Origin of the sequence: Devosia sp. Leaf420 (assembly GCF_001425445.1) — a bacterium.
Taxonomy (GTDB): Bacteria; Pseudomonadota; Alphaproteobacteria; order Rhizobiales; family Devosiaceae; genus Devosia.
In genome coordinates, this window is the sequence record NZ_LMQU01000001.1 from 321,511 (window position 1) to 348,159 (window position 26,649).

Below are 26,649 nucleotides of genomic sequence, written 5' to 3' on the forward strand. Positions count from 1 at the left end.
CTCGATGACGAGGCCGCTGCGCATATTGCAGGTGATGCGCGCGCCTGTCGGCGGACTTTTTCGCCATGTGGCCGACCTCACCCGCATGCTCAATGCGCGGGGGCATAGCGTCGGGCTAATCGTCGATGCGCTCGCAAGCGATGCGCAGACGACGGCGCGTCTCGATGCACTGCGCGAGCATGCGACGCTTGGCATTCATGCGATGCCTATGCCGCGCGTGCTAGGCAAAGGCGATCTGACGGCGCCTTTTGCCGTGCGGCGGATCGCTCAGCAAGTTTCGGCCGATATTCTTCACGGGCACGGCGCCAAGGGCGGGCTTTATGCGCGGCTGGCGCATTTGGGACGCAAGCTGCCAGCGGCGGTCTATACGCCGCATGGCGGTGTGCTGCACTTTTCGGCGCGCTCGCGGAGTGGGCAGGTTTTTCACTGGCTGGAGCGAAAGCTGCTGAGCCAGACCGGCGCCATCGTCTTCGAAAGCCAATTTGCCCGCGACACCTATAGCCGGTTGATCGCGCCGCCCAGTTGCCGGACTGAAATTATTTATAATGGGCTCGATCGCGCTGAATTCGAGCCCGTCGCGAAGGTTGGCGACCCGGCTGATTTCGTGTTTGTTGGCGAGTTGCGCGAGCTTAAGGGCATTTTCCCGCTGGTCGATGCGCTTAATCAGTTGAAGCGGGCAGATGGCAAGCCGGTGACACTTGTAATGGCCGGCGACGGACCGCAGCGCGAGGAGCTTGAGGCGCATATTGCGGGGCTGTCGCTGCAGCGTCAGGTCAAGCTTGTGGGCTCTCAGCCGGCGCGCAGTGTCTTTGCCATGGGCAATTATGGCGTGATCCCGTCGCTGGCGGAGTCACTGCCCTATGTGGTGCTGGAGGCGACGGCGGCGTGGCTTCCGGTGGTGACGACGCGGGTTGGCGGCATCCCGGAAATCTTTGCCGGCACTACAGAGACATTGGTTGAGCCGGGGAATGCTGAGGCTCTGGCCGTGTCGATGCAGCGGATGCTCGATGAGCCGGAGGCTGCAATGGCGGAACTTGCAATCCGGCGGCGGCGCGTCGAGACAGAATTTTCGCTCGACACCATGGCGACGCGCATCGAGGCGCTCTATCGCGATATCCTCGACAAAGCCTGAGCTTTCGTTTCACCGAGTATAAACCCCTTGGCCCCATGATGCAGCCGGGAGTAGGTGAGTACCGGTAGCATCATGTTTCGTGTCGATCCAAAGCAGGCCATCGCGGACCATGCCGCGCGCAAGCCCGAGGGGGATGGCGCGACGCTGTCGGCCGCTGCCGTCGAAATCGCTGCGCGCCCTGTCGAACGCACCTATTCGGGCACCGTTATCGTCGGCGTGGCGCAGGTCGTCGAAGCGCTCCTGCTGATTATTCTCGGCTACGGCATTCACGCGGTCTATGTGCCATCGGGACAGGAAGGCTTTTATCTCTCCGTCGTCGTCGGCACGTGCCTCGCGACCAATATCGGGCTCAACCTGATCCGCGCGCATCGCATCACCACCTATCGCCGCGTGGTCGGGCAGTTCGGCCAGGTATTGGCGGTGTGGCTTTGCGTGATGGCGGTGATGACCGCTGCCATTTTCTTTTTCAAGGCGGGGGATATGCTCTCGCGCGTCTGGCTGCTGACCTGGTTCATTTCGGGCGCAGTGGTGCTCATCGCCTATCGGCTCATGCTGCGTTTTCTCGTCCTGCGCTGGACAAATCTCGGACGGTTGAAGCGTCGCGCGGTGATCGTCGGTGGTGGGCGCGATGCGGAAATTCTCATCGAGCAGATTCAGAACGGCGCAGACAAAGACATCGAGTTGCTGGGGCTGTTTGACGATCGCTATGACTCACGGTCGCCAGAATCGGTGGCGGGACTGAGCAAGCTTGGCCGGGTGTCGACGCTGATCGACTTTGCGCGACTGACACCGGTTGATCTCGTGATCGTGTCAATGCCGCTTTCAGCGGAAAAGCGCGTGCTCGATATGCTGACCCAGCTTTGGGTGCTGCCGGTGGACATCCGCCTTTCGGCGCATATGAGCAAGCTCAAGTTCACGGATCGCGCCTATTCCTATGTCGGTGGCGTGCCCGTGCTCGACATGGCCGATCGGCCGATCTCGGACTGGAACCTCGTCTTTAAATGGGTGTTCGACAAGATCGTCGCGATAACGGCGCTGCTGCTGCTCTCGCCGGTGATGATCGTCGCCGCCATCGCCATCAAGCTCGAGAGCAAGGGGCCGGTGTTCTTCGTGCAGAACCGGCATGGCTTTAACAACCAGCTGATCCGTATCTACAAGTTCCGCTCGATGCGGACCGACATGCTCGATGCCGGTGCCACGAAGCTCGTGACCAAGAACGATCCGCGCGTGACACGCGTCGGCAAGTTCATCCGCAAGACCTCGATCGACGAATTGCCGCAGCTTTTCAACGTGTTGAAGGGCGAGCTTTCGGTAGTTGGCCCCCGCCCCCATGCCCTGCAGGCCAAGGCCGATAACCAGCTCTATTATGAAGCGGTTGAGGGTTACTTCGCGCGCCATCGCGTCAAGCCCGGGATGACCGGCTGGGCGCAGATCCATGGCTGGCGCGGGGAAACCGACACGATCGACAAGATCATGCAGCGCGTGAACCATGATCTCTACTATATCGAGAACTGGAGCCTCTTGCTCGATCTCTACATCGTCTTGATGACGCCGGTTTCGCTCATCGCCAAGAACGAGAATGCGTATTGAGTGTCTCTGGCACATTTGACCCAGGCCTTGTGAGGCCTAGTGTCTCGGGCCGGGATTATGTGCGGCAGCGCGCCGAGAAACTGCTCGATGTTGTCGTCGCCCTTTGGATCTTTGCCGGCGGCATCGTCATCATCGAGCCATCGCCCTACGAGGTGATGTTCCTGCTGGTATTGCCCGTGGCGGTCATGGCCGGGCTTGGGCTCTACCGATCAACGTTCGGGCTCCTCGCCATCATTCTGGGCTTCATACCCTTCGCCCTGATCGCGGCCATCCAGGTTCGGATAACGCCGATATCGGAAGCGATCATCTTCACGGCCGTGACCATCTTCCTGATGATCACGAGCTATTTCCTCGCAAATTATCTCGCCGAAGCGACCGAGCGGCGCATGCGCGTGATCATGCGCGCCTATACCTGGATTGCCGTGATACTCGCGCTGGTCGGCACTCTCGCCTATCTCCGGGTTATGCCGGGCGGCAGCTTTTTCCTGATCTATGATCGCGCCAAGGCGACGTTCAAGGATCCCAACGTTTTCGCGCCGTTTCTCGTCCTGCCGGCGATGTTTGCGCTGCAGCGCATTCTCCTCGGACGCGGTTGGCAGGTGATCCTCGCCTGCGCGGCCTATTTCATTCTGTTTCTGGGGGTCTTCGTCAGCTTCTCGCGTGGCGGCTGGGGGCATTTTGCGGCCTCGTCGCTGATCACGCTGGTGCTGGTCTTTCTGTTCGAAGCCAATGCGCGAGATAAGGTGCGTATTTTGCTGATGAGCCTGATCGGCGCGGGCCTTCTCGTCGTGGCGCTGGGCGGTTTGCTCTCGGTGCCGGCCGTGAGCAAATTTTTCGAAATGCGCGCCTCGGCCCAACACTATGACGAGGGGGAGACCGGCCGCTTTGGCCGCCAGGGCTATGCGCTTGAACTGGCGCTCGATCACCCATGGGGTATTGGGCCGGCAGAGTTCCGCCATCTCCGTGTCCGAGAAGAACCGCACAATGTTTATGTGACGGTGCTGCACGTCTATGGCTGGGGCGGCGGGCTCTTTTACTACCTGATGATCCTGCTGACCCTCTGGAAGGGCTTTGGGACGATCATGCGCCCCTCACCCTATCGGCTGATGGCCATTCCGGTCTTTGCGACATTCACCATGGTGGTCGCGGAATCAGCGATCATCGACTCCGATCACTGGCGGCATTTCTTCTTGCTGATCGGCCTCACCTGGGGCCTATCGAGCGCCATCAACAATGAGCGGCGTACGACAGCGAGCCGCGAGCGAATGCTGATCTGAAGATCAGCGTCGCATCACGCGCGGATTTTGGTGAAATGGTCGGAGCGACAGGATTTGAACCTGCGACCCTTTGTCCCCCAGACAAATGCGCTACCAAGCTGCGCTACGCCCCGACTGCGCGGAGACATAGAGAAACCGGGGTTTGGGTGCAACCCTCAATTTGGAGGGTTGTGTGAGCAAAGTGCAGATTTTTGCGCGACCCTATCTGAGCTGGCGCGGATGCTGGCGGTGAAACCCCGAGATTTTCAAGGGGTTTCACGCCTTTTCCAAGTGCCTCAGACGGTCAAGCCGGCTTGATCGGATTGAGTTTTCGCCAAGCCTGGTATTCGTCCTCGGCGTCGGGATGCAATGGATAGTACCGCTGTAGCGGTTCGCCCTGCATGAGCTTCATGCGCGAAAATTCTTCCCATTCAGCGTGCTTCTTGCCGTCTTCGATGACATGCTCAGCCATCGAGACCGGCACGACGACGGCGCCATCGTCATCGGCAACGATGATATCGCCCGGGACGACCGTGACGCCACCGCAGGCAATGGTGACGTTGACGGCATTGGGGAAGATGTCGGTCTGGACGTGATAGTTCGGCGACCAGCCCTTGAGCCAAAGCGAGAGATCGAGCTTTTCGACATTGGGGCGATCGCGCATCACGCCGTCAATGATCATGCCGGCGCCGCCGCGACCCTTGAAATAGGTGGACATCATGTCCCCGAAAATGCCTGAGCGCATGTCGCCGCGCGCATCGACCACGACCACGTCGCCATCCTGAACATGATAGAGCACATGCCGGTGGAGCTGGATCTCAGGATTGGCGTATTCGCCTTCGCTGAATAGGTCTGGACGCTGTGGGAGACATTGCAGGGTGAGCGCCGGGCCGCAGATCGACTTGCCCTTGGTCTGAGGCAGGATGCCGGTCATGTGCGGGTTCTTGAACCCCATATGGCCGAGCGTGCCGGCAATGGTGGCGGCGCCGAGATTTTTGAGGCCCTCGATGAGGTGCTTGGACGGACGCGTGATGTCGTGTGTCTCGATCATGGTTTCTCCTCTGGGCCTTTGGCCTACCAGTTGGTCACCGAACCGTCGGTGCGTTTGAGATGGGGCGCTTCCCAGAACTTGAAACTTTGCTTGGCGAGCAGCGCCTCGTTGACTTCAACGCCCAGGCCCGGCGCATCGCTGACAGGATAGACCGCGCCCTCGAGTTTGAGCTGGACCGGGAAGAACTCGGAATTGTCAAAGCCGAGCGCAGTTTCAGGAGCGCGCGTTTCGAGCCAGGCGAAATTGGGGACGGCCGCCGCGAAGTGAACCGTGGCGGCGGTGCAGATCGGGCCGAGCGGGTTGTGGGGCATGAGGTCGACGTAGTGCGCCTCGCTCCAACCGGCGACTTTCATCGCTTCGGTGAGGCCGCCGACATTGCAGACGTCGAGGCGATTGAACTGATGGATGCCGCGCTCGATATAGGGAATGAATTGCCACTTGCTAGAGAATTCCTCGCCGATGGCGAAGGGAATGTCGGTCATGGTGCGGAGGGTTTCATAGGCTTCGGGCGCCTCGTCGCGGATCGGCTCTTCGAGGAAATCGAGGACGCCCTTGTCGAGCTTGTTGCAGAAGCTGGCAGCCTCGGCGACCGAAAGGCGATGGTGGTAATCGATACCGAGGACGACCTCGCTGCCGAGTTCTTCACGTGCTCGATTGAGAATGCGGGCGGTTGCGGCGATGGATTGGCGCGGCTCGAAGACGTCTCGACTGTCCTGCCCGATTGGGAAGAAGCGGATGGCATCAAAACCCATTGCGCGCAGTTCATGGGCGCGTTCGACGGCCTCCTCCCCCGCCGCATCGCCGGTCGAGGCAAAAGCGGGCACGACATTGCGCTGCTTGCCGCCAAGGAGTTCATAGACCGGCACGCCGAGCGCCTTGCCCTTGATGTCGTGGAGGGCGATATCGATGGCCGAGATGGCGGCCTGGAGTACGCGGCCGCCCTCGAAATACTGGCTGCGATACATTTCCTGCCAGATGCGGCCGATCTGCATGGCATCCTGGCCGATGAGGAATTTGGCATAATGCTCGATGGCGCCGGCCACCGCCTTCTCGCGGCCAGAAAGGCCGCTTTCGCCCCATCCGACAATACCCTGATCGGTTTCGATCTTGAGAAGGAACTGATTTCGTATGCCGACCCATACGGGATAGGGCGTGATGGCAGTGATCTTGAGTTTTAAGGACATAATGATTTCTGGTTAGTCGGCGCGCAGAGCCATTTCGGTCTGGCCATCGAAGAGGTGAATGCGGTCCTGGTCGAATTCGAGCCAGACCTGTTCATCGGGCGCAACGACGACGGAGGGCGGAAAGCTGATATTGACGATGGCGCCGGAGAGGAAGGCTTGCACGAAGGTGATGTCGCCGGTTGGCTCAACCGTATAGACGCGCGCCGGGACGGTGCCGGGCATCTGAGACTTGTGTAGTTTGATGGTCGAGTGGCGGGCGCCGAGGACGACTTTGCTGGACGTGGCGCCGGCAACTTTTCGAGCGTTTTGTTCAGAGAGCGGCAGGCTCCAGCCTTCGGGGCTGGTAAGGACGCTCTGGCCATTGGCGGTCGAGAGTTCGAGCGGCACGAGGCTCATGGCGGGGCTGCCGACGAAGCTGGCGACGAACATGTTGACCGGATTGGCGAAGACGTCGGCCGGCGTGTCGTATTGCTGGAGAAGACCGCCATTCATCACTGCCATCTTGTCGGCCATGGTGACCGCTTCGAGCTGGTCGTGCGTGACATAGATGATGGTGGCGTTGAGATCCTGATGGAAACGCTTGATCTCTGAACGCATCTGCACGCGCAGTTTGGCGTCGAGATTGGAGAGTGGTTCGTCCATGAGAAAGACGGCAGGATCGCGGACCAGCGCACGGCCGAGGGCGACGCGCTGTTGCTGACCGCCCGAAAGTTCCCGCGGCTTGCGCTCGAGAAGATGGGTAATGTCGAGCACCCTGGCGGCTTCGCGCACCTTCCGGTCGATCTCATCCTTCGGGAGCTTCCGCATCATCAACGGGAACGCGAGGTTCTGGAACACCGTCTTTTGCGGATAGAGCGCGTAGTTTTGGAAAACCATGGCGATGTCCCGATCCTTGGGATCGAGATCGTTGACGACGCGATCGCCGATGACGATGTCGCCCGACGTGATCGGAATGAGCCCGGCAACGAGATTGAGCGTCGTCGTCTTACCGCAGCCGGAGGGGCCGACGAGAGCGACGAATTCGCCGTCATTGACCGTCAGCGACACGTCCTTGGCGGCATAGATGGAGCCGTAGGTCTTGACGAGATCCTTGAGAACCACTTGGGCCATGTGTACCCCCGTTAGTGTTTGACGGCGCCTTCGGTGAGGGCACGCACGAAGTATTTTTGCAGCACGAGGAACAGCACCACGACCGGCACGCTCATCAGGAAGGTGGCGGCCATCAGGCCCGGCCAATCGGTCGCGTTCTCCGAGAAGAAGCGTTGGATGCCGACCGGAAGCGTCATCTGATCGTGCCGCGTGAGGAACGTGTAGGCGTAGATGTATTCGTTCCAGGCGCCGATAAAGGAATAGATCGAGGTCGCGATGATCCCCGGGATCGAGAGCGGCATGACGATATGGAAGAAGGCCTGGAACCGGGTCGCGCCATCGATGCGCGCAGCCTGTTCGAGCTGGATCGGGATATTGTCGTAAAAGCCCTTGAGCAGCCAAATGGCGAGCGGCAGACCAAAGGTTAGGTAGGTCAGGATCAGGGAGCCATGTGTGTTCACGAGGCCCAGAACCCGCATCAGGATAAAGAGAGGCACAAGGAACACGACCGCCGGAAACATGTTGCGCAAGAGAATAGCGAAGAACAGGAAGTTCCTGCCCGGAAACCGAAAGCGCGAGAACGCGTAGGCCGCCGGGACCGCGACGACAACGGCAAGCACGGTCGTCGCTACGGACACGAACATGCTGTTCCAGAAATAGCGCAGGAAATCGCGGCCTACGCTGCCATTAGGATCGAGCAGCCGCCAGTAGTTGTCGAGTGTCGGCGCCGCCGGCCACCATTGCGGCGGATATTGCATGGCGGCAAAGCCGGTCTTGAGCGAGGTGATCACCATCCAGAACATCGGCATGATGGTGAAGCCGACCAGCAGCGTCAGGAAGATGCGGCCGGCCCAGCGCCAGCCGTCGATGCTGCGTCGTCGCGCCACCCGGATTGGTTCAGCGGCGGTTGTGATCTCGGAGGTCATGCGCCGGCCCTCGATTCATCGCCGCGGGTCAGTGCGCGGACATAGAAGTAGCCCAGCGTCATCATGATGATGAAGAGCAGGACGGCGTAAGCGGCGCCGACACCCCAGCGCTGGCGCAGGAAGGCGAGTTCGTAGATGTGGGTGATCCAGATCTGCGTCGAGCCAACTGGCCCACCCCCGGTCATGATGAAGGGGATGATGAACGAGTTGAAGTTTTGTACGACAAGCAGCAGGATTGTCACCGTCGACACGCCCGACAGATGCGGGAAGGTGACGTGCCAGAAACGTTGCCAGGGATTGGCGCCATCGACCTGGGCGGCGCGCAACAGCGAGTCGGGCACTGTCTGGAGGCCAGCCATCAGCATGATCATGGCGAAGGAGAACTCCTTCCAGACATTGACCACGATCAGCGAATAGAGAGCGCTCGTCGAATTATCGATGAAGTTGATGGGCCTGTCGGTGATCCCGAGCTGCACGAGCGCCGCGCCGATGGCCCCGAAATCGGAATGGTAGAGCCATTTCCAGACATAAGAGGCGGCCACCGCACTGATCACCCAAGGGATAAGCAGCAAGCCACGCAAGAGCGCGCGCCCGACAAACTCGCGATGTAGCGCGAGCGCGGCACCTAGGCCCAGCAGGAAGGCAAAAAGGGTCGAAAGCACGGTCCAGACAATGGTCTGCCAAGTCACTTTCCAGAAGACAGGACTGGTCAGGATGGTGACGTAATTGTCTATGCCGTTGAACTGCTTATCGGCCAGCGACAGGCTGGCTGGTGTGTTAAAGAAGCTCAGTTCGATAGTGTAGTAGATCGGATAGGCGATCACCACGATCATGGCCACAATGGCAGGCGCGACGTAGAGATAATCGGCGCGGCTCTTCCAGATTTTTTGACCGAGATTGGGCCGCTTGGGCACAATCCCAGGCACGTCGCGAAAGATGGCCTGCTTCTGAACGCTGCTCACCAGATAACCCCTTTATACCGGCATCGCGGACCGGCAGCACGAGCTGCCGATCCTTGGAGTTGGTAGAGGTCAGAGGCCGCCGCCGCCGCCAATGATCGCTTCGATCTTGGTGGCCGCATCATCGGTTGCCTCGTCCACCGTCATGTTTTCCGTCAGAGCATTCTGCAGCATGTCCGGAACGATGATGTTCATGATCTCCGGCGCTTCCGGGATCACCGGGAACGGAATGCCGTTGGGCAGCATGGAGGTGGTGACATCCAGGAACTTGATGGTATCGAGACGTTCCTTCATGGCATCGGTGAGGAAGCCATTGATATTGCCGGGATTGGAGCCGACCCAAGCAAGCTTGGTGGACCATTCCGGGCTATTCCAGAAGCAGATCAGCGCCTTGACCGCCTGCTCGTCCGACTGTCCGCCTTCGACGAATTCGGGCTTGACCACATGGATGTTCGAGCCGCCGAACACGACGGCGCGCTTGCCATCGGGGCCCGTCGGCAACAGGCCATAGCGCATATTGGCGACAACATCGTCGGCAACAGCCTTGTCTGCGCCGGTGGCCTTGGAAGCAAGGTCGACCATCTTGGCATATTCGGCAGGGTGGGCGATCATCATGCCGAGTTGCCCGGCGATGAACGGGGCCTGATTTTCCGCCTGAGTATTGGTCAGGGCCGAAACCGGAACTGATTTATCGACGACATACATCTGGTACGCAGCCTCGAGTGCCGCCTTGGACCCGTCATTATTGATCTCGACCGTGGTATAGGTCGGGTCAGCCGAGGTTTCGTCGAGCGCGCCGCCACCATAGGCCCAGAGCTGGGGCATGAAGCGGAACGGCGTATTGCCCGCATTCTGCTTGGCAACGAGGCCATAGCCGGCAATGCCGAGCTTGTCGTGGATGGTCTTTGAATAAGCCACCACGTCATCCCAGGTCGCTGGGGGATTTTCTGGATCGAGCCCGGCGTCCTCGAAAATCTTGGCGTTCCAGATCAGCGCCATGGTCTCGTTATTGGTAGGCAAGCCGTAGGTCGTGCCCTCGTAAGTGACAGACTTGAGAGCACCGGGCCAGAAATCGGCGGCCGTGTATCCGACATCCTCCGGCGCGAGCGGCTGCAGATAGCCCTTGGCGGCAAACTCGACGCCACCGAGGATCTGGAGACGGATGACCATCGGAGCGGCATTCCCGAGCAGAGCCGTGCGGAACTTGTCGAGCAATTCGTTATAGGTAATCGACTGCACATCGGTCTGGATATTGGGATATGCTGCCTTGAAGGCTTCCCAGAATGCCTTGTCCTGATCGTGCGCGATCTGCGGATCTGCCTCGAATGGCCCGGTGTACCAGTAGCTGACCTTGCCAGCATAATCGTTGGGAACGACAGCGCCGCAATCCTTGGCGGCGTCGAACTGCTTCGTGCCTGCGATCGACTTGACGTAGTCTGGCGACCACTGGCTGAGATCGACGGTCTGAGCAAATGCGGTCGTCGACATCAGCGACGTAGTCGTCAGAGCTGCAACGGCATAGGCAACGGCCTGCCGACGAGTCAGCGAGCCCGGCCGCTGAGCGCGGCCCTGCATATTCGTCATCGATAGTCCTCCTCAAGCGGAAAGCCGCTCGACCCCATCGGTCTGACCTGGCTCTCCACGCAGCTTGCGCTGCGCCTCCTCTGCAGACGATCAGGTGGCGCCTGCTCCGGGGCCGGGCTTTTGCCCATGTCTCCCAAACAAGAACGTTACAGACGGGAAGTTGTGTGTCAAGCGCGCGAAAATCGTACATTATTTTGTGATTTATGCGTGCGAAGAAGCTTGGCTTACCCGTGAAAGGCGCATAAGACAGGCGCTATGACTGAGAGCAGCGCCACCCCTTCTTTGCCTGAAACGGCGAATGACCAGCCGGGCACTGTCTACGAATTGATCCGCGAGGATATCATTTCGGGACGGCTCGAGCCCAGTGCGCGCCTCAAGGTTGCCGACCTGGCCGCCACCTATAACACGTCGACCAACCCGGTGCGCGAGGCGCTGCAACAGCTGCGCGGCGAAGGGTTTGTAGTGATGGAAGCCAATCGCGGTGCGCGCGTGGTCGCCATCGACGAAGACTTCGTGCGCGACATCATCGAGATCGAAATGCTCATTGAGCCGGCGCTGACACGCTGGTTTGTCTCGATCGTCAGCGACGCCGACATTGCAGAACTCGAAGCCGCCCAAGCCGAAATCGAGGCGCTCAATTTTTCCGATCCGCGGCAGCATGGCAAGCTGGATACGAAATTCCATCAGCTCATTTACGACCGCCACTACAACAGGCACGCCGCTGAACTCTGGTGGAAGCATCGCGAGATCCTCCGCGCTATTAGCCGCCGTTTTCCGACTTCGCTGAGCCGTCGCGTCGCCGTGTTGAGCGAACATCGTGAGCTCATTGCCCGCATCAAGGCGCAGGATGCCGACGGCGCTGCGGCTGTGGTTGCACGGCATGTCGAAGGATCGGGACGTCACATCATCGAACAGATGGGCGTTGCCAAGCGCAATCTGGCGCGGAGGAGCGCCGGATAGAGCATCCGCACCGCTGGCGCGGTGAGAGCATAACAAGGGAGGGAGTTTCATGACCAGGGATTTGACCGCCGGCGAGCATATCGAAACCAATGTGCGCCGGTCTTCCGCGCCAAGCGACTTGCGCATCACCGACCTGCGGGTGGCTGAGATCGTCGGCGCACCCTTCACCTCCGCCTTGCTCAAGATCTACACCAACCAGGGCATTGTCGGCCTCGGCGAAATCCGCGACGGCGCGAGCGCGACTTACGCGCTGATGCTCAAAAGCCGGCTGCTTGGCGAAAATCCCTGTGACATCGATCGGCTCTTCCGCCGCATCAAGCAGTTTGGTGGCCATGGCCGGCAGGGCGGCGGGGTGTCAGCGATCGAGATTGCGCTCTGGGACCTTGCGGGCAAGGCCTATGGCGTGCCGATCTATCAGATGCTGGGCGGCAAGTTTCGCGACAAGGTCCGCTGCTATTGCGATACCGACGCCGACAAGCCAAGCGGCACCGAGACGGGCAAGCGGCTCAAGGCGCGCATGGATATGGGGTTCACCTTCCTCAAGATGGACCTGGGGCTGATGCAGATCGCCGATATTCCGGGGGCCGTGGTGTCGCCGGCAGGATCGCTCGAAGCCTATCGCGTCCATCCCGATCGCGGGCCGGTGACGTCGATGGATGACCGCCGCGCGCGCAACGCAGTCTATGACACGCATAATGTGCGGCACCCCTTTAGCGGATTGCATTTTACCGACAAGGGCATCGATCTCTTGGAGCAGTATATCCACGAGGTGCGCGAGGTGATCGGTTACGAAGTGCCGCTCGCCATCGATCATGTCGGCCATATTTCGCTGCAGAACGGTATTCGGCTGGCCCGCCGGATCGAGAAATACGTCCCCGCTTGGCTCGAGGATGTCATCCCCTGGCAATATACCGAGCAATATCGGCAACTTCAGGAAGCGACCACCGTGCCGATCTGCACGGGCGAGGACATCTATCTCAAGGAGGGGTTCGAGCCGCTCCTCAAGGCCGGGATTTCAGTGATCCATCCCGATCTTCTTACTTCGGGAGGCATCCTCGAAACCAAGAAGCTTGGAGATATGGCGCAGGATCATGGAGTGGCCATGGCCATCCACATGGCGGAAAGCCCGATCGCGGCGATGGCCGCTGCGCATGTGGCGTTGGCCACCGAGAATTTTATGGCGCTCGAATATCACTCGGTCGAAGTCGACTGGTGGGACGATATCGTCACGGGCCTGCCCAAGCCGTTGGTCAAGAACGGGTTTATCGAAGTGCCGGACAAGCCCGGGCTCGGGATCGACGATGTGGTGGATGAAGTCATCCGCCAGCATCTGCAGCCGGGTGTGAAGGGCATCTGGCAGCCGACGGATCATTGGGATCAGGAATATTCTTGGGATCGGACCTGGAGCTGAAATCTCTGGAAGGCTCCCTCACCCGACCTGCGGTCGACCTCTCCCCCAGAGGGAGAGGTGAAGAAAGGCAAAAGGCATGAAAATCACTGATCTGCGCTGCGCCGTTATCGGGCGGCATCCAATTGTTCGCATTGTGACCGATGAGGGACTGTATGGCTTAGGCGAGGTGGAGTTCACCAAGACCTATCTCAAACCCTGGGTACTGCATTTCCGCGATGCACTGATTGGGGAAGACCCGACCGATGTCGAGCGTTGCATGCTCAAAATCCGGCAGCGCGGGTCGTTCAAGCCCTATGGCGCAGCCGTCAGCGCCATCGAGCATGCGCTCTGGGACATTGCGGGCAAGGCGGCCAATGTGCCGGTCTATAAGCTCCTCGGCGGCAAGGTTCGCGACAAGGTGCGAGTTTACAATGGTTCTATCCGCCAAAAGCGCACGGGCGACCGGCCGGAGGATTATGCGGCTGATGTGAAGTGGATGATGGAGCGGCCCGAGAAATTCTTCATGGTGAAGCAGGGCATCTCCTTCCACTCGAACATGAAGGATACGGTCGACGACTTCCACTATGGCGTGCGCCAGAACAAGGCCGGCTATCACGGCGCCATGGACCAAGGGCAGATTTCCGAGCGCGGGTTTAACCACATGCTCGACTGCGTGGCGGCCATGAAGGAAGTGCTGGGCGACAAAGTAAGCCTGGCGCTCGACTGTGGGCCGGGCTGGTTCCTCAATGACGCCATCCGCTTTGCGCGGGCTGTCGAGAAATATGATCTGATGTGGCTCGAAGATATGCTGACAGGGGACTATGTGCCTTGGGTCAACCATCAGGCCTATCGCGAGCTGACCGTTTCGACCTCCACACCGATCCATACCGGGGAGCAGATTTACCTCCGGCACAATTTCAAGGAGCTGATCGAGACGCAATCGGTGCGGGTCGTCGGGCCAGACCCGGCCGATATCGGCGGGATCGCCGAGCTCAAATGGGTGGCGGAACACGCCTACATGCACTCGATCATGATGGCGCCGCATGGCACCGCCAATGGCCTTTTGGGGCTCGGGGCGCTGATCAATGTCTGCGCGACGCTGCCGGCCAACTACATCGCCTTCGAATATCCCAGCGCATCCGATCCGTGGTGGGAAGACATTGTCATCGGGCTACCGAAACAGATCGTCACCGATAGCCATGTCGATCTGCTCGAAGCGCCGGGCCTTGGGCTCGATATCGATGCCGACGGCGCGAAAAAGTACCTGGCAGAAGAAGATGCCGGATTCTTCGACTAGGAGGATTTCTCGATGAAGTATCGCTATCTAGGCCGCTCAGGGCTTCTGGTGTCGCGGCTCTGCCTTGGCACCATGACATTCGGTAATGCGCAATGGGGCTGCAACCAGGACGAGGCGAGTAGCATCGTCCGGCGGTTCGTCGAGGCTGGCGGCAATTTCATCGATACCGCAGACGGCTATAGCGGTGGCGAATCCGAACGGATGTTGGGCACCGCGCTGAGCGAACTCGATCGAGACAATCTCGTCATCGCAACCAAATGCTGGTTTCCAACAAATCAGGCAGTGACATCCCGAGGGCTTTCGCGAAAACACATCATCGAGGCCTGCGAGAAAAGCCTGAAGCGCCTGGGGCTCGACTATATCGACCTCTATCAGTTTCATGGGCCAGACCCTTACACACCGATCGAAGAAAGCCTGAGGGCCGCCGACGATCTCGTGCGGGCGGGTAAGGTGCGCTATCTCGGCTGCTCGAATTTCCACGGCTGGCAGATCGCCAAGGCGAATGCGCTTGCTGATGCGAAGGGGCATGAGCGGCTGATCTCGGCCCAACATCTCTACAATCTTATCCGCCGCGATGTTGAGCGCGAAATCTTGCCGGCCGCCGAAGATGCTGGCGTCGGGATGATCTGCTGGAGCCCGCTCGCAGCAGGCATGCTTTCGGGAAAATATCGCAATCAGTCGGCGCCGGACGCGCAATCGCGTATTGGCATTCAAGCCTCCGTCACCATGCCGCGCTACTGGTCCGATAATGCGCTGCGATTGATCGACAAGGTGGTCGAGGTTGCCGATCGGCAGGGACATACGCCGAGCCAGGTGGCGCTGAGTTGGCTCTTTGGCGATCGACGGGTGACTGCGGCGATCATCGGGGTGCGCACGGCGGAGCAGCTCGACGAAAATCTGGCCGCGGGCGACGTGGATTTGCCGCCTGACGCGAGGGACGAGCTGACGGAAGCTCTACCGTTTGCCTTGGGATATCCTGTCGAATGGACGGACAACAATCTCAAGGCCACATTCGGGAAGGCGGAGTTCGAGCCGAACCACCGCGTGCGTCTGCCGTGACCAGGCCGAATTGTGGGCGCCTAACCGCAGTCGGCGAGAACTTTGCCGATTGCTGCTGAGGAACCCACCGCGCCAAAGCGATGACGATCGAAAAAATCCGGCCCGCCGCTGGCGGTGGATTTCACGAAGGCAAGTTCCATGGTTTCGCCGGCCTGCTGCGCGGTCCGTGCCCATTGCCGCGCTACCGGGCCGCGGATGATCAGCGAGCTGCCATCGTAGTGGATCATCGGAAAGTCTTGGGCGAAACTCGTATCTCCCCCGGCTGACACCCCGCCGCCTCGCGTGCTGATTGCAAGGCTGAGGGAAAGTGACTTGGCGACCGTCGCGCCGGGCTTACGCACCCAATACGCCATGGCCAGATCACCGCCGCGGCAGGCGAACTGGAACTGGGCCTCGCCATTGTCGGAATAGGCGATGGGCGTAGCGCCGCCTTCAAATTTCCAATCGGCGGCGATAGCTGGGGACGATAGCACTAAAACAAGCAACAACGCTCTGAGCATGGATCCATTCACGTTGGGAAAGGGCGCGTACGCATTACTCGATCGCGCATCTCATCTTGGTCGATGATGGTGAATGGAATGATAAGATCGGCCATTGTGTCGACGAGCCTCAGCTCGCCCAGTCATTCAGTGCAGCACGGAAAATCGCAGTGTTGCAATGTCTTGGCCGTTCGGGGATGTTGCGCACGGCCAAAGCATCTGCACGCCTGAAGGAAATCAGCGGCTTGACGGAAGAAGATACAAAGACGGCCCGCAAGAGCTGGCGCACCAAGCTGTTGGCGGCTGTTGGTGGGGTCTCGGCTGCGTTGCTTTCTCTGGGCTATTCGGTTTCTCAGCAGAAAGTGGCCACCGCAGTGCCTCAGGTGGACGTCGGCACTCCGATCTCCGCGGGTCGGTGGACCGTATCGGTTTTGAAGGCTCAAGTGACGTCTGAGCTACCCAATGGCCTATCGGTGTCGCCAGACAAACGGGCGTTGGTCGTGGAGATGTCTTTGGAAAATATCTCGTCGGAAAGCTCAAATCTTTACGGCGACCTTCTCGTCCTCTCCGACATTCCCGATCTTCCAAAGCCTGATTTCTACCTTTTGCGGGACCGAAGCATATTGTGGGATTTGCAGCCCCGAATGCCTGAAACAGTCGCCGCGGTTTGGGAAGTGCCGGTGGATCTCCGACTGCCTGAGACGCTCACAGTTCATGTCCAGGGCGCCGCATTCAAACCGCGTGACAATCTCTATGCAGCGCCCGGCTGGTTCCCGACGGGTGACGTGGCGGAAGTCGTGTTTCCCCTTTCCGAGGTTGCCTCTGGGGATGGGAATTGATGGGGCACCTGCTGAGGATCTTTGCGCTGGGGATGACGGCGCTTGTGCTGGCCATGCTGCAAACGACGACGCCGCCCTATGCAATGCTGACCGGGCCAATCAAGACGGCAGGACCACAATCCGAGAGGGTGACGAGTGCGACGTTCGCCATCGACGTTGCCACGGTGAAGCAAGCGCGCGTCCTTGCCTATGATCAGTTCGGCAAGGCGGTGGAGCTGGACACCTCGGGGATGTGGGTAGTCGTTTCAGCCAAGCTGGAAGGTTTCCGGCAGACCATGTCCGTTCGTGCAGCGACGCTTATCGGAGCCTCAGGCCGGCGTTATCGCCAATCGCAGCGGGCGGGAGGGGCGCCGGACGTTCTCGCTTCGAAAATCGTCCAGCCGGGGCTGCCGACGACGGGACTGTTCTTTTTCGAAATTCCCGAGGACGAACTGAGCAAGATGACCTTGGTCGTTTCCGAACAATACGACCCGCAACTTCAGGATGAAATTTCTGTCTCGCTCACTCCCCTCCCCGGTTCACCGCAAGACCGACTGGACATTGGCCCAGATGGCATCTGATCGCGAGAGAAAGATCCGATGGCTGTCGCTTGCAAGCCTTTCGGTGCTTGTCGCCGCGGCGATCGGTATCAATGCATGGCGCAATGTCGACGAATACCGGCATCGCATTGAAACCGATGTGCAGCCGGGGCCGACCGAACCTGACTATGCAGGCGCCACGTGGCGCATTGCGCAGGCACGCCTGATCGGCGACGGGAGAGACACGGAGGTTGTTCTTCCTGGCGAAATGCGACTTGTGATCGTACGGCTTTCAGCGACTGCAACGCAGACCATTGGCGAAGGATGGGGACAATGCGAAGTCAGCTTGGGCGACGGCACTGGTCGCCGCTGGCTGCCGCTCGACGTGGTTTTATCGGATGATCTCAGCCGGGATCTCGACCCGGCGGCCGAGCCGCTCGACGGCTGCGGCATCACATCGCTCAACCCACCTGCTGCAAATGAGACTGCTACAATCGAAGAAAAGTTCGTTGTTCCCGCAAGTGCCGTTCTTGCGCTCTCCGTTACTCTAAGCGTCGGCGCCTTGAGGCCCGCGGCAATCGCGTTTCCGCTCGGCCTTGATCGCAGCTAGTCCGCCGCTGGCGCTTGATTGCGGCCGCGCCATTGCCGGCCACGCGCGAAGCCAAGCTCCAATGTCGCGGCGAGCAGACAGATCTTGATCGGCGTCACCAAAAGGCCTTCGCCAGGATCACTCGGCGTTCCGATAAAAGGCGAGATGACCTGGGCGATGATTTGCCAAAGCGGCAGATCGTGCGGGCCGATGATTTGGGTGAGGGCATACCACGCCCAGGCAGAGAGCCAGTCCAGAACGCGATAAAGGACGATCGCGGTGACGATAAGCACAGAGCCTGATTTCAGCGTCAGTCCTATTCCTTCGGCAAGCGCCTGATATCGTTTGACGGTTCCAGCACCGAAGCGCGCGATAAACTCGCGGACCGTCTTGGGCAGTGCCTTCCAGCGAGACACGACCCTTGCGAACCGCCCCTCTGCAATCGCCGGCGCCGCGTTGATATCGTAGCCATAAACAAGCGCAGCGATGGTGAGCCAGACCACAGGATAGAGGCTATAGAAAAAGAGGCTGATCAGTCGTGGGCCGGCCGGTGGCGATGCAAATTCGGGTGGCGTTGGAAGAACGGGCTGCGCCGCTGCTTCGCGAATGGGCGAGAGAGCGCCCAGGACCGAACCGATCACATGGGCCAATTGGCTGAACCAGGCGACAATGTCGCCTTGCCACTGCGAAAGCGCGAAAATGCCGATGAAGGCCCAATTCGCCTCGCACAGCACTGTCAGCACCGGCCAAATCCAGGCCTTCGATCGTTTGTGCATGGCTTTGGCGAACCGTCGGACGGCCCAAGCGACCACGATGGGCACCGTCAACCAGGCACCACCAGTCACCTCCAAGAGGCTTTTTTGCTCACCGGCGAGAAAGAGGCTGAAGGCGAGGCGCGAATAATCGCGCAGCGTATCGCCCAGAAAGCCCCACGCAGCATAAAACGCAAAGAAGGGGACAAGGGTCAGCGTCAGTACGGTGATAAAATCTGTCGGTTCTTTGTCTTCGCTAGCGGTCTCAGCCCTCTGGTCCGCCACCGCCCTCGACGCTTTTTCAAGCGACGGCAGGGCCGGCCTCACCGTTTCAAAAAGCGCGACGATAATGATCAGCTTGAGCAGCACAACAACTGCTAGCACCGAAAGACCCGCCAGCGAATTCCAGCGCCCAAGCAGGGCGGCGAATTCATTCAACACGAGGTTGCCGATAAAGCCGAGCAGCCAGATTGCCGCGAGCTGAGGCCAGAAGCGCCAGAGCAAAGCGACCATCAGGCGAAACAGGTCTACCACGGTCTGAGCACTGCCGCGGACAACGGCGGAGGAGTCTGAATTTGGCATGGGCACTGGATATCACCTCGCCAATGCACGACCAAGACCATCTGCAACGGCAAGGCCAATCCTCAACGAGTTGGTCCTGTGGATAGGCGAAGCAATTTTACCTTTCGTTTATCGGGCGACTTGATGATCTGCCTCGATTTAACAAAGGAGTCATCATGAGCGACGCAGGCATTGCAGGCGGCCGTATCCGGTCTTTCGTGGAACGCGTCGAGCAGATCGAGGCGGAGATCGCCGAGCTCAACGAGGGCAAGAAAGAGATCTTTGCCGAGGCAAAGGGCGAAGGCTTCGACATCAAGGTGATCAAGGAAATCATCAAGCTGCGCAAGCAAGACAGCAACGAACGCGACGAGCACGAAACGCTACTCGACCTCTACATGCGCGCCATGGACAGTGCGCCAGACGGCGAGCAATCGAAGGCTGCCTAATCGAGATGAGACAGGAGCATCGCCGGACTAACGGCGGTGCTCAGACTAATTTTTGAACACACGCAATTCTGTGCCAACACATAAAACTTGTGTAGGTAAAACACCCCGATGACGTGCCACCTGCGCGTAGGCTCTTAACCGGGCATTGGGAAAATTCCGGATATAGATTGAAATTGCGCGAGCGGATTTGTGTCTCCGTCGCCCATGTTCGGTGTGTCGATCCGTGTTCGTCGATCAGTTCAGAGAGCAGGACTTTGAGCCGTCTCCTTTGGGAGATGCTCGTGCATTGACGCGCCTTGCTGCAGCGTTGGCTGTCGATGGCGCGGGCTTTGCCACGCCGGACGGTCAATGGCTCGCCTTTGGTGGCGCAGCGATTTTGCCCGTCCTTCCCGCTCTCGGTGAAGGCGTTCGCTGCTTCGACGTCGGCAAATCGACGGTCTTTGCAGCGCCCATCATGTCCTATGGCGATGCGGCGGACCGCTGGCTCGTGGTCTGGTTGACCAGGAAACCTCTGGCCACCAAGGCCGCGCAATTGCTCTTCAAGCTTGATGCTTTGACGGCGCAGATGTCATTGGCCCGCGTCCGCGCAGGGTCGATGGCGTATCGCCATAGGCTGCGGCGGGCGGCGAAGACGGCCGCGATCGGCTTCTGGTCTTGTGAGTTGCCGGGCGAGCAGATCGAATGGTCCGAAGGGGTTTACGAGCTTTTCGAATTGCCGGCGGGCTCTGCCGTGCCGCGTCAATTGATCCTCGAGATGTACGCGCCTGACTCGCGCTCGGCCATGGAGGCAGTCCGTCGCCAAGCGATCGAAACTGGTGGCTCGATGCGCTTTGACGCCGAGATAAAAACGGCCACCGGCAAGAAGCGTTGGATCCGGATTACCGGTACTGTCGATGTGGAAGACGGTAAGGCAACCCGCATCTTTGGCATCAAGCAGGACATCACCGAAGAAAAGGTGCTGGCGCAGGAAACGCGACGGCTGGCCAATACCGATCCCATGACCGGTCTAGCCAATCGCATGCATTTCCAGACGCGGCTCGAAGAGCCGGTCGGGGCGTTGCTTTTGCTCGATCTCGATGGATTCAAGGGGATCAACGATACGCTCGGCCACGCGGCGGGCGATGCGTGCCTAATCGAGACGGCTCAACGCATGGCTGAGTGTTGTGGCCCCGACACGTTGATGGCCCGCATTGGCGGAGATGAGTTTGCCGTGGTGCTCGACGACGAGCGGCCAGATGTGGCTCGCCTTCTCGCGCAGACGATCGTCGCGCGCTTGCAGGAGCCATACAGGTTCAACGGCACGACGCGAAAAGTGACAGCATCCGTCGGCATTGCCTATGGACACGTGTGCGTCGCCGATGAACTTTATGCCAGGGCTGATCAGGCGCTTTATGCTGCCAAGCGCGAAGGCCGCAATACCTGGCGCGAATTCACGCCAGCCTAAACTGCTATCAAACTTATATTTTTATGCCGAACACCCATGATCTGGGCTCGATTTTCGCGCTCAGTGAACACGTGCGCGTCACCGAGCCGTCATAGAACTATTGGCGCCCCGTCATAATTCCGAAGTCTGATCGTCAAGGACCCGCTCTAGGACTCCGCCCGCCTCAGAAGGCCAAGTTCTCCGGAGCCCTACCATGACAAACATCAAGCTGCTGACTGCGGCTTCCTCGCTGACCCTCCTCGCGCTGGCCACTCCGGCTTTGGCGCAGACCAAGTTCGAATTCTGGTACGGCCTTTCGGGCGACCTGTCCGAGCGCGTGCAGGACATGTGCAAAGGCTTCAATGAGTCGCAGGCCGATTATGAGATCGTCTGCGTCAGCCAGGACAATTACGACGCCAACCTGCAGAACACGATTGCAGCCTACCGCGCCAACAAGCAGCCGACCGTCACCCAGATCTTCGACGCCGGCACGCTCGACCTGATGCTCTCGGGCGCCTATGTCCCCGTGCGCCAGCTGATGGAAGAAAACGGCTACCAGATCGATTGGGACAACTACCTCTCGGGTATCGCGTCCTACTTCTCGACCTCGAAGGGCGAGATGCTGTCGCTGCCGTTTAACAACTCGACCGCTGTCATCTATTACAATACCGACGCGCTCGAAAAGGTTGGCTTCGAAGGCACGCCCAAGACCTGGGAAGAAGTCGAAACCGTCGCCCGCGCCATGAAGGACGCCGGCTATGAATGCCCGATCGCCTTCGACCCGTCGGGCGCCTGGCAGTGGTTCGAGCAGTTCTCCGCCATCCACAACCAGCCGATCGCCACCAAGGGCAACGGCTTTGGCGGTCTCGATGCCGAAATGGTTGTGAGCCAGGGCAAGTTCGTCGATCAGCTCACATGGATCAAGAAGATGTACGATGAGGGTATCATCGTTCACAAATCCAAGGATGCCGGCGAAACCGCCAACGACGCCTTCGTCAACGGCAAGTGCCAGATCACGTCGTCCTCGATCGCCGACCACGGCACCTTTGGCAAGCAGGCCGCCGATGGCGTGCACTGGACCGATGCCATGCTGCCGATCTGGGCCGGCACCGAACGCACCAATTCGCTGGTGGGCGGCGCCTCTCTCTGGACCCTCAAGGGCAAGTCGGAAGAGGAATACAAGGGCGCTGCTGCGTTCTTCAACTACCTCGCCCAGCCAGAACAGGCCCAGACCTGGTCGACCATCACCGGCTACGTTCCCGTGACCATGGCTGGCTTTGAAGCCATGAAGGCCAATGGCTTCTATGACGAAGCCCCCTACAAGGGCCGCGAAGTCGCCATTGAATCGCTGACCTTCACTCCGCCGACCGAAAACAGCCGCGGTATCCGTCTTGGCAGCTATGCCTCGATCCGCGCCGAAATGGTCAAGACCATGCAGGACGTTCTCTTCAACGATCGTCCGGTTCTCGAAGCGCTCCAGGCGTTCGATGCCAAGGGCAACGAAATCCTCCGTCGCTTCGAGCAGACCTACAAGGGCGCCCAGCTCCCCTGATCGCTTGATCCGATTGCACGGGCGGTTCGCGGCCCGTGCTTTTTCTTTTTCCTTGGGAGACGGCGATGGAACGACGCGCCTATTACCGCAATGGGGTCCTGCCCTGGCTGTTGATCGGCCCGCAGCTCATCCTCGTCCTGGTTTTCTTCTACTGGCCGACATCGCAAGCGCTTTATTGGGCCTTTACGCTCGAACAGCCCTGGGGCGGCGGCAATAGCTGGATCTGGTTCGACAACTTCCTCGCGATCTTCCGGGATAGCGACTATTGGACGACCGTTGCGCGCAGCGCCTTTTATGCGCTTTGCACCACCGGCCTTTCGATGGCGGTTGCGCTCTTTCTCGCGTGCTTTGTCGATCGCTCGCTCAAGGGCACAAAGATCTTCCAATCGGTCTATGTCTGGCCATATGCGATTGCCGCGCCTGCTGCAGGGGTCGCCTTCCGGTTCATCTTCGCCCCGCAATCGGGGATCATCGGCTCGATCAACCAGATCTGGCCCGGCATTTGGGACCCGTCTACCAACGGCATGCACGCCCTTGCCATGATTATTATCTGCCACGCCTGGCTCGGCATCGGCTACAATTTCATCTTCTTCCTCGCCGCCCTGCAAATGATCCCACGCTCGATCACCGAGGCTGGGGCCATGGACGGCGCGCGGCCGGTTCGCCGCATGTTCGACCTGCAACTGCCGTTGATCGCGCCGACCGTCTTCTTCCTCCTGATCATGAACCTGATCTCGAGCTTCACCGACAGCTTTGGCCTCATCGACACGATGACCGAAGGTGGTCCGGTCGGCTCGACCGAGGTCATGGTCTACAAGATTTATTTCGACGGGTTCAAATCCCTCGACTATTCGGGCGCTGCGGCCCAGTCGATCGTCCTGATGCTCCTCGTCATTGCGCTCACTTTCGTCCAGTTCAAATGGGTCGAAAAGCGCGTTCATTACAATTGAGGGCGCCGAGATGATCGAACGTTCCCCCTTTTTCAATTTCGTCACTTATGCCGCGATGGTTCTGGGGCTGCTTGTGGTGCTGGTCCCGTTCTGGATCGTCATCGTGGCCGGCAGCCAATCGCTGCAGGAAGTCAGCCGCGTGCCCATCGTCCTCTGGCCCTCTTCCCACCTCTGGGAAAACATCCAGGCGGCCTGGGCCCGGGCCGATCTCGGCCCGAAAATGCTCAATTCGCTCATCGTCGCGGTCGGCGTGACGACAGGCAAGATCGTGCTCGCCTCGCTTTCGGCCTTTGCCATCGTGTTCTTTAACTTCAAGGCACGCATGGTCTGCTTCTGGCTGATCTTCATCACCCTGATGCTGCCGCTCGAAGTGCGCATCGTGCCGACCTATGCGATCGCTGCTAACGCACTGCTGCCGTTCCAGGTCGTTCTCGATGCGCTTGGGATCACCGGACTCGTCGAGGCGGTTTCAAGCGTGCGCATCAGCCTCGAATGGAACCTCCTCAATTCCTATACGGGTCTGATCCTGCCGCTCGTTGCGACAGCTACCGGCACCTTCCTCTATCGCCAGTCTTTCATGACTATCCCCGATGAACTGGTGGAAGCCTCGAAGATGGATGGCGCGAGCCCGATCCGGTTCTTCTTCGATGTGCTCCTGCCGCTCAGCCGCACCAATATGCTGGCGCTCGCCACCATCATGTTCGTATCGAGCTGGAACCAGTATCTCTGGCCCCTCCTCATCACCACCGACCGCGCCAATTACGGCACCGTCGTCATGCAATTGAAGGCCCTGATCCCGACCCAGAACGGCACCCCCGACTGGAACGTCACCATGGCAGGCGCCCTCATCATCATGCTGCCGCCGCTCCTCATCGTTGCCTTCATGCAGCGCTGGTTCGTGCGCGGCCTCATCACCAAGGACAAGTGAGACAACCATGGCTGCGATCAGCTTTTCCGGCGTGAAGAAGCGCTACCAGAAGAACGACGTGATCCATGGCGTCGACGTCGACATCGAACCCGGCGAATTCGTCGTCATCCTCGGCCCCTCGGGCTGCGGCAAATCCACCCTGTTGCGCATGATTGCCGGGCTCGAAGAGATCTCGGACGGCACGATTGCCATCGACGGCAAGATAGTCAACGAGCTCGAGCCGCGCGAACGCGGCTGCGCCATGGTGTTCCAGAACTATGCGCTTTACCCGCATATGAGCGTGCGCCAGAACATTGGCTATGCGCTCAAGGTCGCCGGCATGCCCAAGGCAGAGCGCGAGGCGAAGGTGCTCAAGGTTGCGAAGTCGGTTAGCCTCGACCCCTATCTCGACCGCAAGCCGGGCGAGCTTTCCGGTGGTCAGCGCCAGCGCGTCGCCATGGCCCGTGCCATGGTGCGTGAGCCCAAGGTGTTCTTGTTTGACGAGCCGTTCTCCAACCTTGACGCAAAACTCCGCGTCGCCATGCGCGCCGAGGTCCGCAACCTCCACCGCAGCCTGGGCGTCACCTCGGTATTTGTGACGCACGATCAGACGGAAGCCATGACGCTAGCGGATCGGTTGATCGTCATGAACTCCGGCATCGTCGAGCAGGTCGGCAAGCCCTCGGAAGTCTATCATCACCCGGCGAGCCTTTTCGTCGCTGACTTCATCGGTTCGCCGGCCATGAATCTCGTGCGCGGCTTCTTTGCCGAAGACGGTTATTTCCGTCACGGCAATGGCGGCATGATCCGGTTGCCCGGTCTTGCGCCGCATCACCTCAGCCATGAAGTTTCCGTGGGCATTCGTCCCGAACTCGTGCGCCGGGTTGATGCCTCGCACAAGGACGCGATCCACGCGACCGTCGACTATACCGAAGAACTCGGCGCCTCACGCCTGATCTATGCCCGCGCCGATGGCAGCCAGATCATTGCCGTCGATACGCGCGGCGATGCGCTGGGCACCGGCATGCCGGTTCACTTCGCCTTCGACGAAGCCGATGTCCACGTTTTCAGCCACGACACCGGACGCCGCGTCGATGCGCCCGGCCGCACCCAACGCAGCTCCGCACCCGTTTCCGCCTGACCCATGGAGATCATCTTGAGCAATATCATTGGTACCGGCTTCAATGTCGGCTCGACCGACGGCGAACTCGCCAGCTTCCACGACGACATGCGCGCCCTTGCCGATATGGGCGTCGATACGGTCGAACTGGGTCTCACCAGCCTAGACCTCATTTCGGGCGGCCGCATCATCCCCGAGCGCATGCAGCGGCTCGAAGCGATCACCAAGCAGTTCGACTTCCGCTACACCGTCCACGGTCTTGTCTCGTCGAACTTCATGGATCCGGTAACGCAACGGTACCAGATCGATGCCGCAAAGGCCCTGATCGAAGTCTGCGACCGCGTCGATGCCCGCGTCATCGTGCAGCACGGTGGATGCCTCCGCGCCGACCAGATCGCCGAGCGTAATGGTGCCGACCAGCGCGAACGCGAAGCCCTCACCGAACTCGCCGACTTCGCCCGCCCCTATGGCGTACGTATTGCGCTCGAGAACATTTTTACGACAGAACTCGGCCAGTATCGACAGACGCCGGGCCAGGTGGCCGAGACGGTCAAGGCCGTCAACCATCCGAACGTCGTGGCGCTGATCGACTTCAGCCACGCCTATATCGAGAGCACCTATCGTGGCCTCGATTTCTTCAGCGAAATCAGCGCCATGGCGCCGGTCACGGGCCATCTACACGTTCACGACAGTTTTGGTCGCCCACAGGGATTCTACAAGCCGTTCCATCCGCAGGAAAACACGGCCATGGGCATTGGCGATCTCCACATGCCACTTGGCTGGGGCGATATCGATTGGGATCGGATTTTCTCCGAACTCACCTTCCTGCCCGACACCGTCCTGATGATGGAAGTAGGCCATCGCTATCGCGCCGAGCAGCCGGAAAGCCTGCGCCGCGCGCGCGAACTGGCTGGGCTGGCGACGCCGGAAGCGGTTGCAGCGCAGTAAGCCCTTGGCGGGAGGGTGGTTTCCATCCTCCCAGCCTTTTCTCAGCCGTGTTTGTCCGGTTAATTCACGCCAGGACTTACAGCGCCTG

At 59.8% G+C, this 26,649-nt stretch carries 25 protein-coding genes and 1 tRNA gene; 17 read left to right on the forward strand and 9 right to left on the reverse strand.

Annotation, left to right across the window (positions count from 1 at the left end; translation table 11 throughout):
* The first annotated feature begins 4 nt into the window (after positions 1-4).
* The 3 genes from ASG47_RS01680 (at position 5) to ASG47_RS01690 (ending at position 3,999) form a co-directional block, all read left to right on the forward strand.
* Positions 5-1,132 carry a glycosyltransferase family 4 protein gene (locus ASG47_RS01680; protein WP_061906991.1) on the forward strand — a complete coding sequence of 376 codons (1,128 nt, stop codon included), beginning with the start codon at positions 5-7 and terminating at the stop codon, positions 1,130-1,132.
* A 72-nt stretch (positions 1,133-1,204) separates the two neighbouring features.
* The gene (locus ASG47_RS01685) at positions 1,205-2,722 is read left to right on the forward strand and encodes an undecaprenyl-phosphate glucose phosphotransferase (RefSeq protein ID WP_061906992.1); all 1,518 of its coding nucleotides are present in this window, start codon (positions 1,205-1,207) and stop codon (positions 2,720-2,722) included.
* A gap of 59 nt (positions 2,723-2,781) precedes the next feature.
* Positions 2,782-3,999, forward strand: coding sequence for an O-antigen ligase family protein (locus ASG47_RS01690; protein WP_061906993.1), 1,218 nt, complete (start codon positions 2,782-2,784; stop codon positions 3,997-3,999).
* A gap of 36 nt (positions 4,000-4,035) precedes the next feature.
* Here ASG47_RS01690 and ASG47_RS01695 read toward each other — a convergent pair.
* The 7 genes from ASG47_RS01695 to ASG47_RS01725 all read right to left on the reverse strand — a co-directional run bounded on the left by ASG47_RS01695 (position 4,036) and on the right by ASG47_RS01725 (position 10,762).
* Positions 4,036-4,112: transfer RNA gene (locus ASG47_RS01695), tRNA-Pro, on the reverse strand.
* A 170-nt stretch (positions 4,113-4,282) separates the two neighbouring features.
* Positions 4,283-5,029 carry a ribonuclease activity regulator RraA gene (locus tag ASG47_RS01700; RefSeq protein ID WP_061906994.1) on the reverse strand — a complete coding sequence of 249 codons (747 nt, stop codon included), beginning with the start codon at positions 5,027-5,029 and terminating at the stop codon, positions 4,283-4,285.
* Positions 5,030-5,052: 23 nt separating this feature from the next.
* Complete coding sequence (locus ASG47_RS01705; RefSeq protein ID WP_061906995.1) at positions 5,053-6,213, reverse strand: mandelate racemase/muconate lactonizing enzyme family protein; 1,161 nt, start codon at positions 6,211-6,213, stop codon at positions 5,053-5,055.
* Positions 6,214-6,225: 12 nt separating this feature from the next.
* The gene (locus tag ASG47_RS01710) at positions 6,226-7,323 is read right to left on the reverse strand and encodes an ABC transporter ATP-binding protein (protein ID WP_061906996.1); all 1,098 of its coding nucleotides are present in this window, start codon (positions 7,321-7,323) and stop codon (positions 6,226-6,228) included.
* Positions 7,324-7,334: 11 nt separating this feature from the next.
* A complete protein-coding gene (locus ASG47_RS01715) occupies positions 7,335-8,228 on the reverse strand; it encodes a carbohydrate ABC transporter permease (RefSeq protein ID WP_061906997.1) in 894 nt (297 codons plus the stop codon).
* On the reverse strand, positions 8,225-9,166 hold the full coding sequence (locus ASG47_RS01720; RefSeq protein ID WP_061907272.1) for a carbohydrate ABC transporter permease: 942 nt from the start codon (positions 9,164-9,166) through the stop codon (positions 8,225-8,227). The genes ASG47_RS01715 and ASG47_RS01720 overlap by 4 nt, the downstream gene beginning before the upstream one ends.
* Before the next feature lie 93 nt (positions 9,167-9,259).
* The gene (locus ASG47_RS01725) at positions 9,260-10,762 is read right to left on the reverse strand and encodes an extracellular solute-binding protein (protein ID WP_410494064.1); all 1,503 of its coding nucleotides are present in this window, start codon (positions 10,760-10,762) and stop codon (positions 9,260-9,262) included.
* Positions 10,763-11,026: 264 nt separating this feature from the next.
* Between ASG47_RS01725 and ASG47_RS01730 the strand changes: the two genes are divergently transcribed.
* The 4 genes from ASG47_RS01730 (at position 11,027) to ASG47_RS01745 (ending at position 15,477) form a co-directional block, all read left to right on the forward strand.
* A complete protein-coding gene (locus ASG47_RS01730; protein ID WP_061906999.1) occupies positions 11,027-11,731 on the forward strand; it encodes a GntR family transcriptional regulator in 705 nt (234 codons plus the stop codon).
* A 49-nt stretch (positions 11,732-11,780) separates the two neighbouring features.
* Positions 11,781-13,142 carry a mandelate racemase/muconate lactonizing enzyme family protein gene (locus ASG47_RS01735; protein WP_061907000.1) on the forward strand — a complete coding sequence of 454 codons (1,362 nt, stop codon included), beginning with the start codon at positions 11,781-11,783 and terminating at the stop codon, positions 13,140-13,142.
* Between the two features lie 76 nt (positions 13,143-13,218).
* Positions 13,219-14,418 carry a mandelate racemase/muconate lactonizing enzyme family protein gene (locus tag ASG47_RS01740; protein WP_061907001.1) on the forward strand — a complete coding sequence of 400 codons (1,200 nt, stop codon included), beginning with the start codon at positions 13,219-13,221 and terminating at the stop codon, positions 14,416-14,418.
* A 12-nt stretch (positions 14,419-14,430) separates the two neighbouring features.
* Positions 14,431-15,477, forward strand: coding sequence for an aldo/keto reductase (locus ASG47_RS01745; protein WP_061907002.1), 1,047 nt, complete (start codon positions 14,431-14,433; stop codon positions 15,475-15,477).
* A 20-nt stretch (positions 15,478-15,497) separates the two neighbouring features.
* On the opposite strand, the gene ASG47_RS01750 is transcribed toward ASG47_RS01745, so the two are convergent.
* Positions 15,498-15,977 (reverse strand): hypothetical protein, encoded by a 480-nt coding sequence (locus tag ASG47_RS01750; RefSeq protein ID WP_156463941.1) that lies wholly within the window; start codon positions 15,975-15,977, stop codon positions 15,498-15,500.
* Between the two features lie 56 nt (positions 15,978-16,033).
* Between ASG47_RS01750 and ASG47_RS01755 the strand changes: the two genes are divergently transcribed.
* From ASG47_RS01755 to ASG47_RS01765, 3 genes are read left to right on the forward strand one after another with little or no spacing between them, the layout of a single operon-like run.
* The gene (locus tag ASG47_RS01755; protein WP_156463942.1) at positions 16,034-16,795 is read left to right on the forward strand and encodes a hypothetical protein; all 762 of its coding nucleotides are present in this window, start codon (positions 16,034-16,036) and stop codon (positions 16,793-16,795) included.
* Positions 16,795-17,355, forward strand: a complete 561-nt coding sequence (locus tag ASG47_RS01760; protein WP_061907005.1) for a hypothetical protein — start codon at positions 16,795-16,797, stop codon at positions 17,353-17,355. Before ASG47_RS01755 ends, ASG47_RS01760 begins: the two co-directional genes overlap by 1 nt.
* On the forward strand, positions 17,345-17,923 hold the full coding sequence (locus tag ASG47_RS01765; protein ID WP_061907006.1) for a hypothetical protein: 579 nt from the start codon (positions 17,345-17,347) through the stop codon (positions 17,921-17,923). The genes ASG47_RS01760 and ASG47_RS01765 overlap by 11 nt, the downstream gene beginning before the upstream one ends.
* On the opposite strand, the gene ASG47_RS01770 is transcribed toward ASG47_RS01765, so the two are convergent.
* A complete protein-coding gene (locus ASG47_RS01770) occupies positions 17,920-19,236 on the reverse strand; it encodes a hypothetical protein (protein WP_156463943.1) in 1,317 nt (438 codons plus the stop codon). The two genes, ASG47_RS01765 and ASG47_RS01770, sit on opposite strands and share 4 nt — an antisense overlap.
* A gap of 155 nt (positions 19,237-19,391) precedes the next feature.
* On the opposite strand from ASG47_RS01770, the gene ASG47_RS01775 reads away from it, so the two are divergent.
* The 7 genes from ASG47_RS01775 (at position 19,392) to ASG47_RS01805 (ending at position 26,561) form a co-directional block, all read left to right on the forward strand.
* Positions 19,392-19,661 carry a DUF2312 domain-containing protein gene (locus tag ASG47_RS01775; protein WP_061907008.1) on the forward strand — a complete coding sequence of 90 codons (270 nt, stop codon included), beginning with the start codon at positions 19,392-19,394 and terminating at the stop codon, positions 19,659-19,661.
* A gap of 286 nt (positions 19,662-19,947) precedes the next feature.
* Positions 19,948-21,105 carry a diguanylate cyclase domain-containing protein gene (locus tag ASG47_RS01780; protein ID WP_061907009.1) on the forward strand — a complete coding sequence of 386 codons (1,158 nt, stop codon included), beginning with the start codon at positions 19,948-19,950 and terminating at the stop codon, positions 21,103-21,105.
* Positions 21,106-21,298: 193 nt separating this feature from the next.
* Positions 21,299-22,636 (forward strand): extracellular solute-binding protein, encoded by a 1,338-nt coding sequence (locus ASG47_RS01785; protein WP_061907010.1) that lies wholly within the window; start codon positions 21,299-21,301, stop codon positions 22,634-22,636.
* Positions 22,637-22,701: 65 nt separating this feature from the next.
* Positions 22,702-23,586 (forward strand): ABC transporter permease subunit, encoded by an 885-nt coding sequence (locus tag ASG47_RS01790; RefSeq protein ID WP_061907011.1) that lies wholly within the window; start codon positions 22,702-22,704, stop codon positions 23,584-23,586.
* A 10-nt stretch (positions 23,587-23,596) separates the two neighbouring features.
* Complete coding sequence (locus ASG47_RS01795; protein ID WP_061907012.1) at positions 23,597-24,514, forward strand: ABC transporter permease subunit; 918 nt, start codon at positions 23,597-23,599, stop codon at positions 24,512-24,514.
* Between the two features lie 7 nt (positions 24,515-24,521).
* Entirely contained in the window at positions 24,522-25,634 is a 1,113-nt protein-coding gene (locus ASG47_RS01800) for an ABC transporter ATP-binding protein (protein ID WP_061907013.1), read from the forward strand.
* 15 nt (positions 25,635-25,649) lie between these two features.
* Entirely contained in the window at positions 25,650-26,561 is a 912-nt protein-coding gene (locus ASG47_RS01805) for a TIM barrel protein (protein ID WP_061907273.1), read from the forward strand.
* The last annotated feature ends 88 nt before the right edge of the window (positions 26,562-26,649 follow it).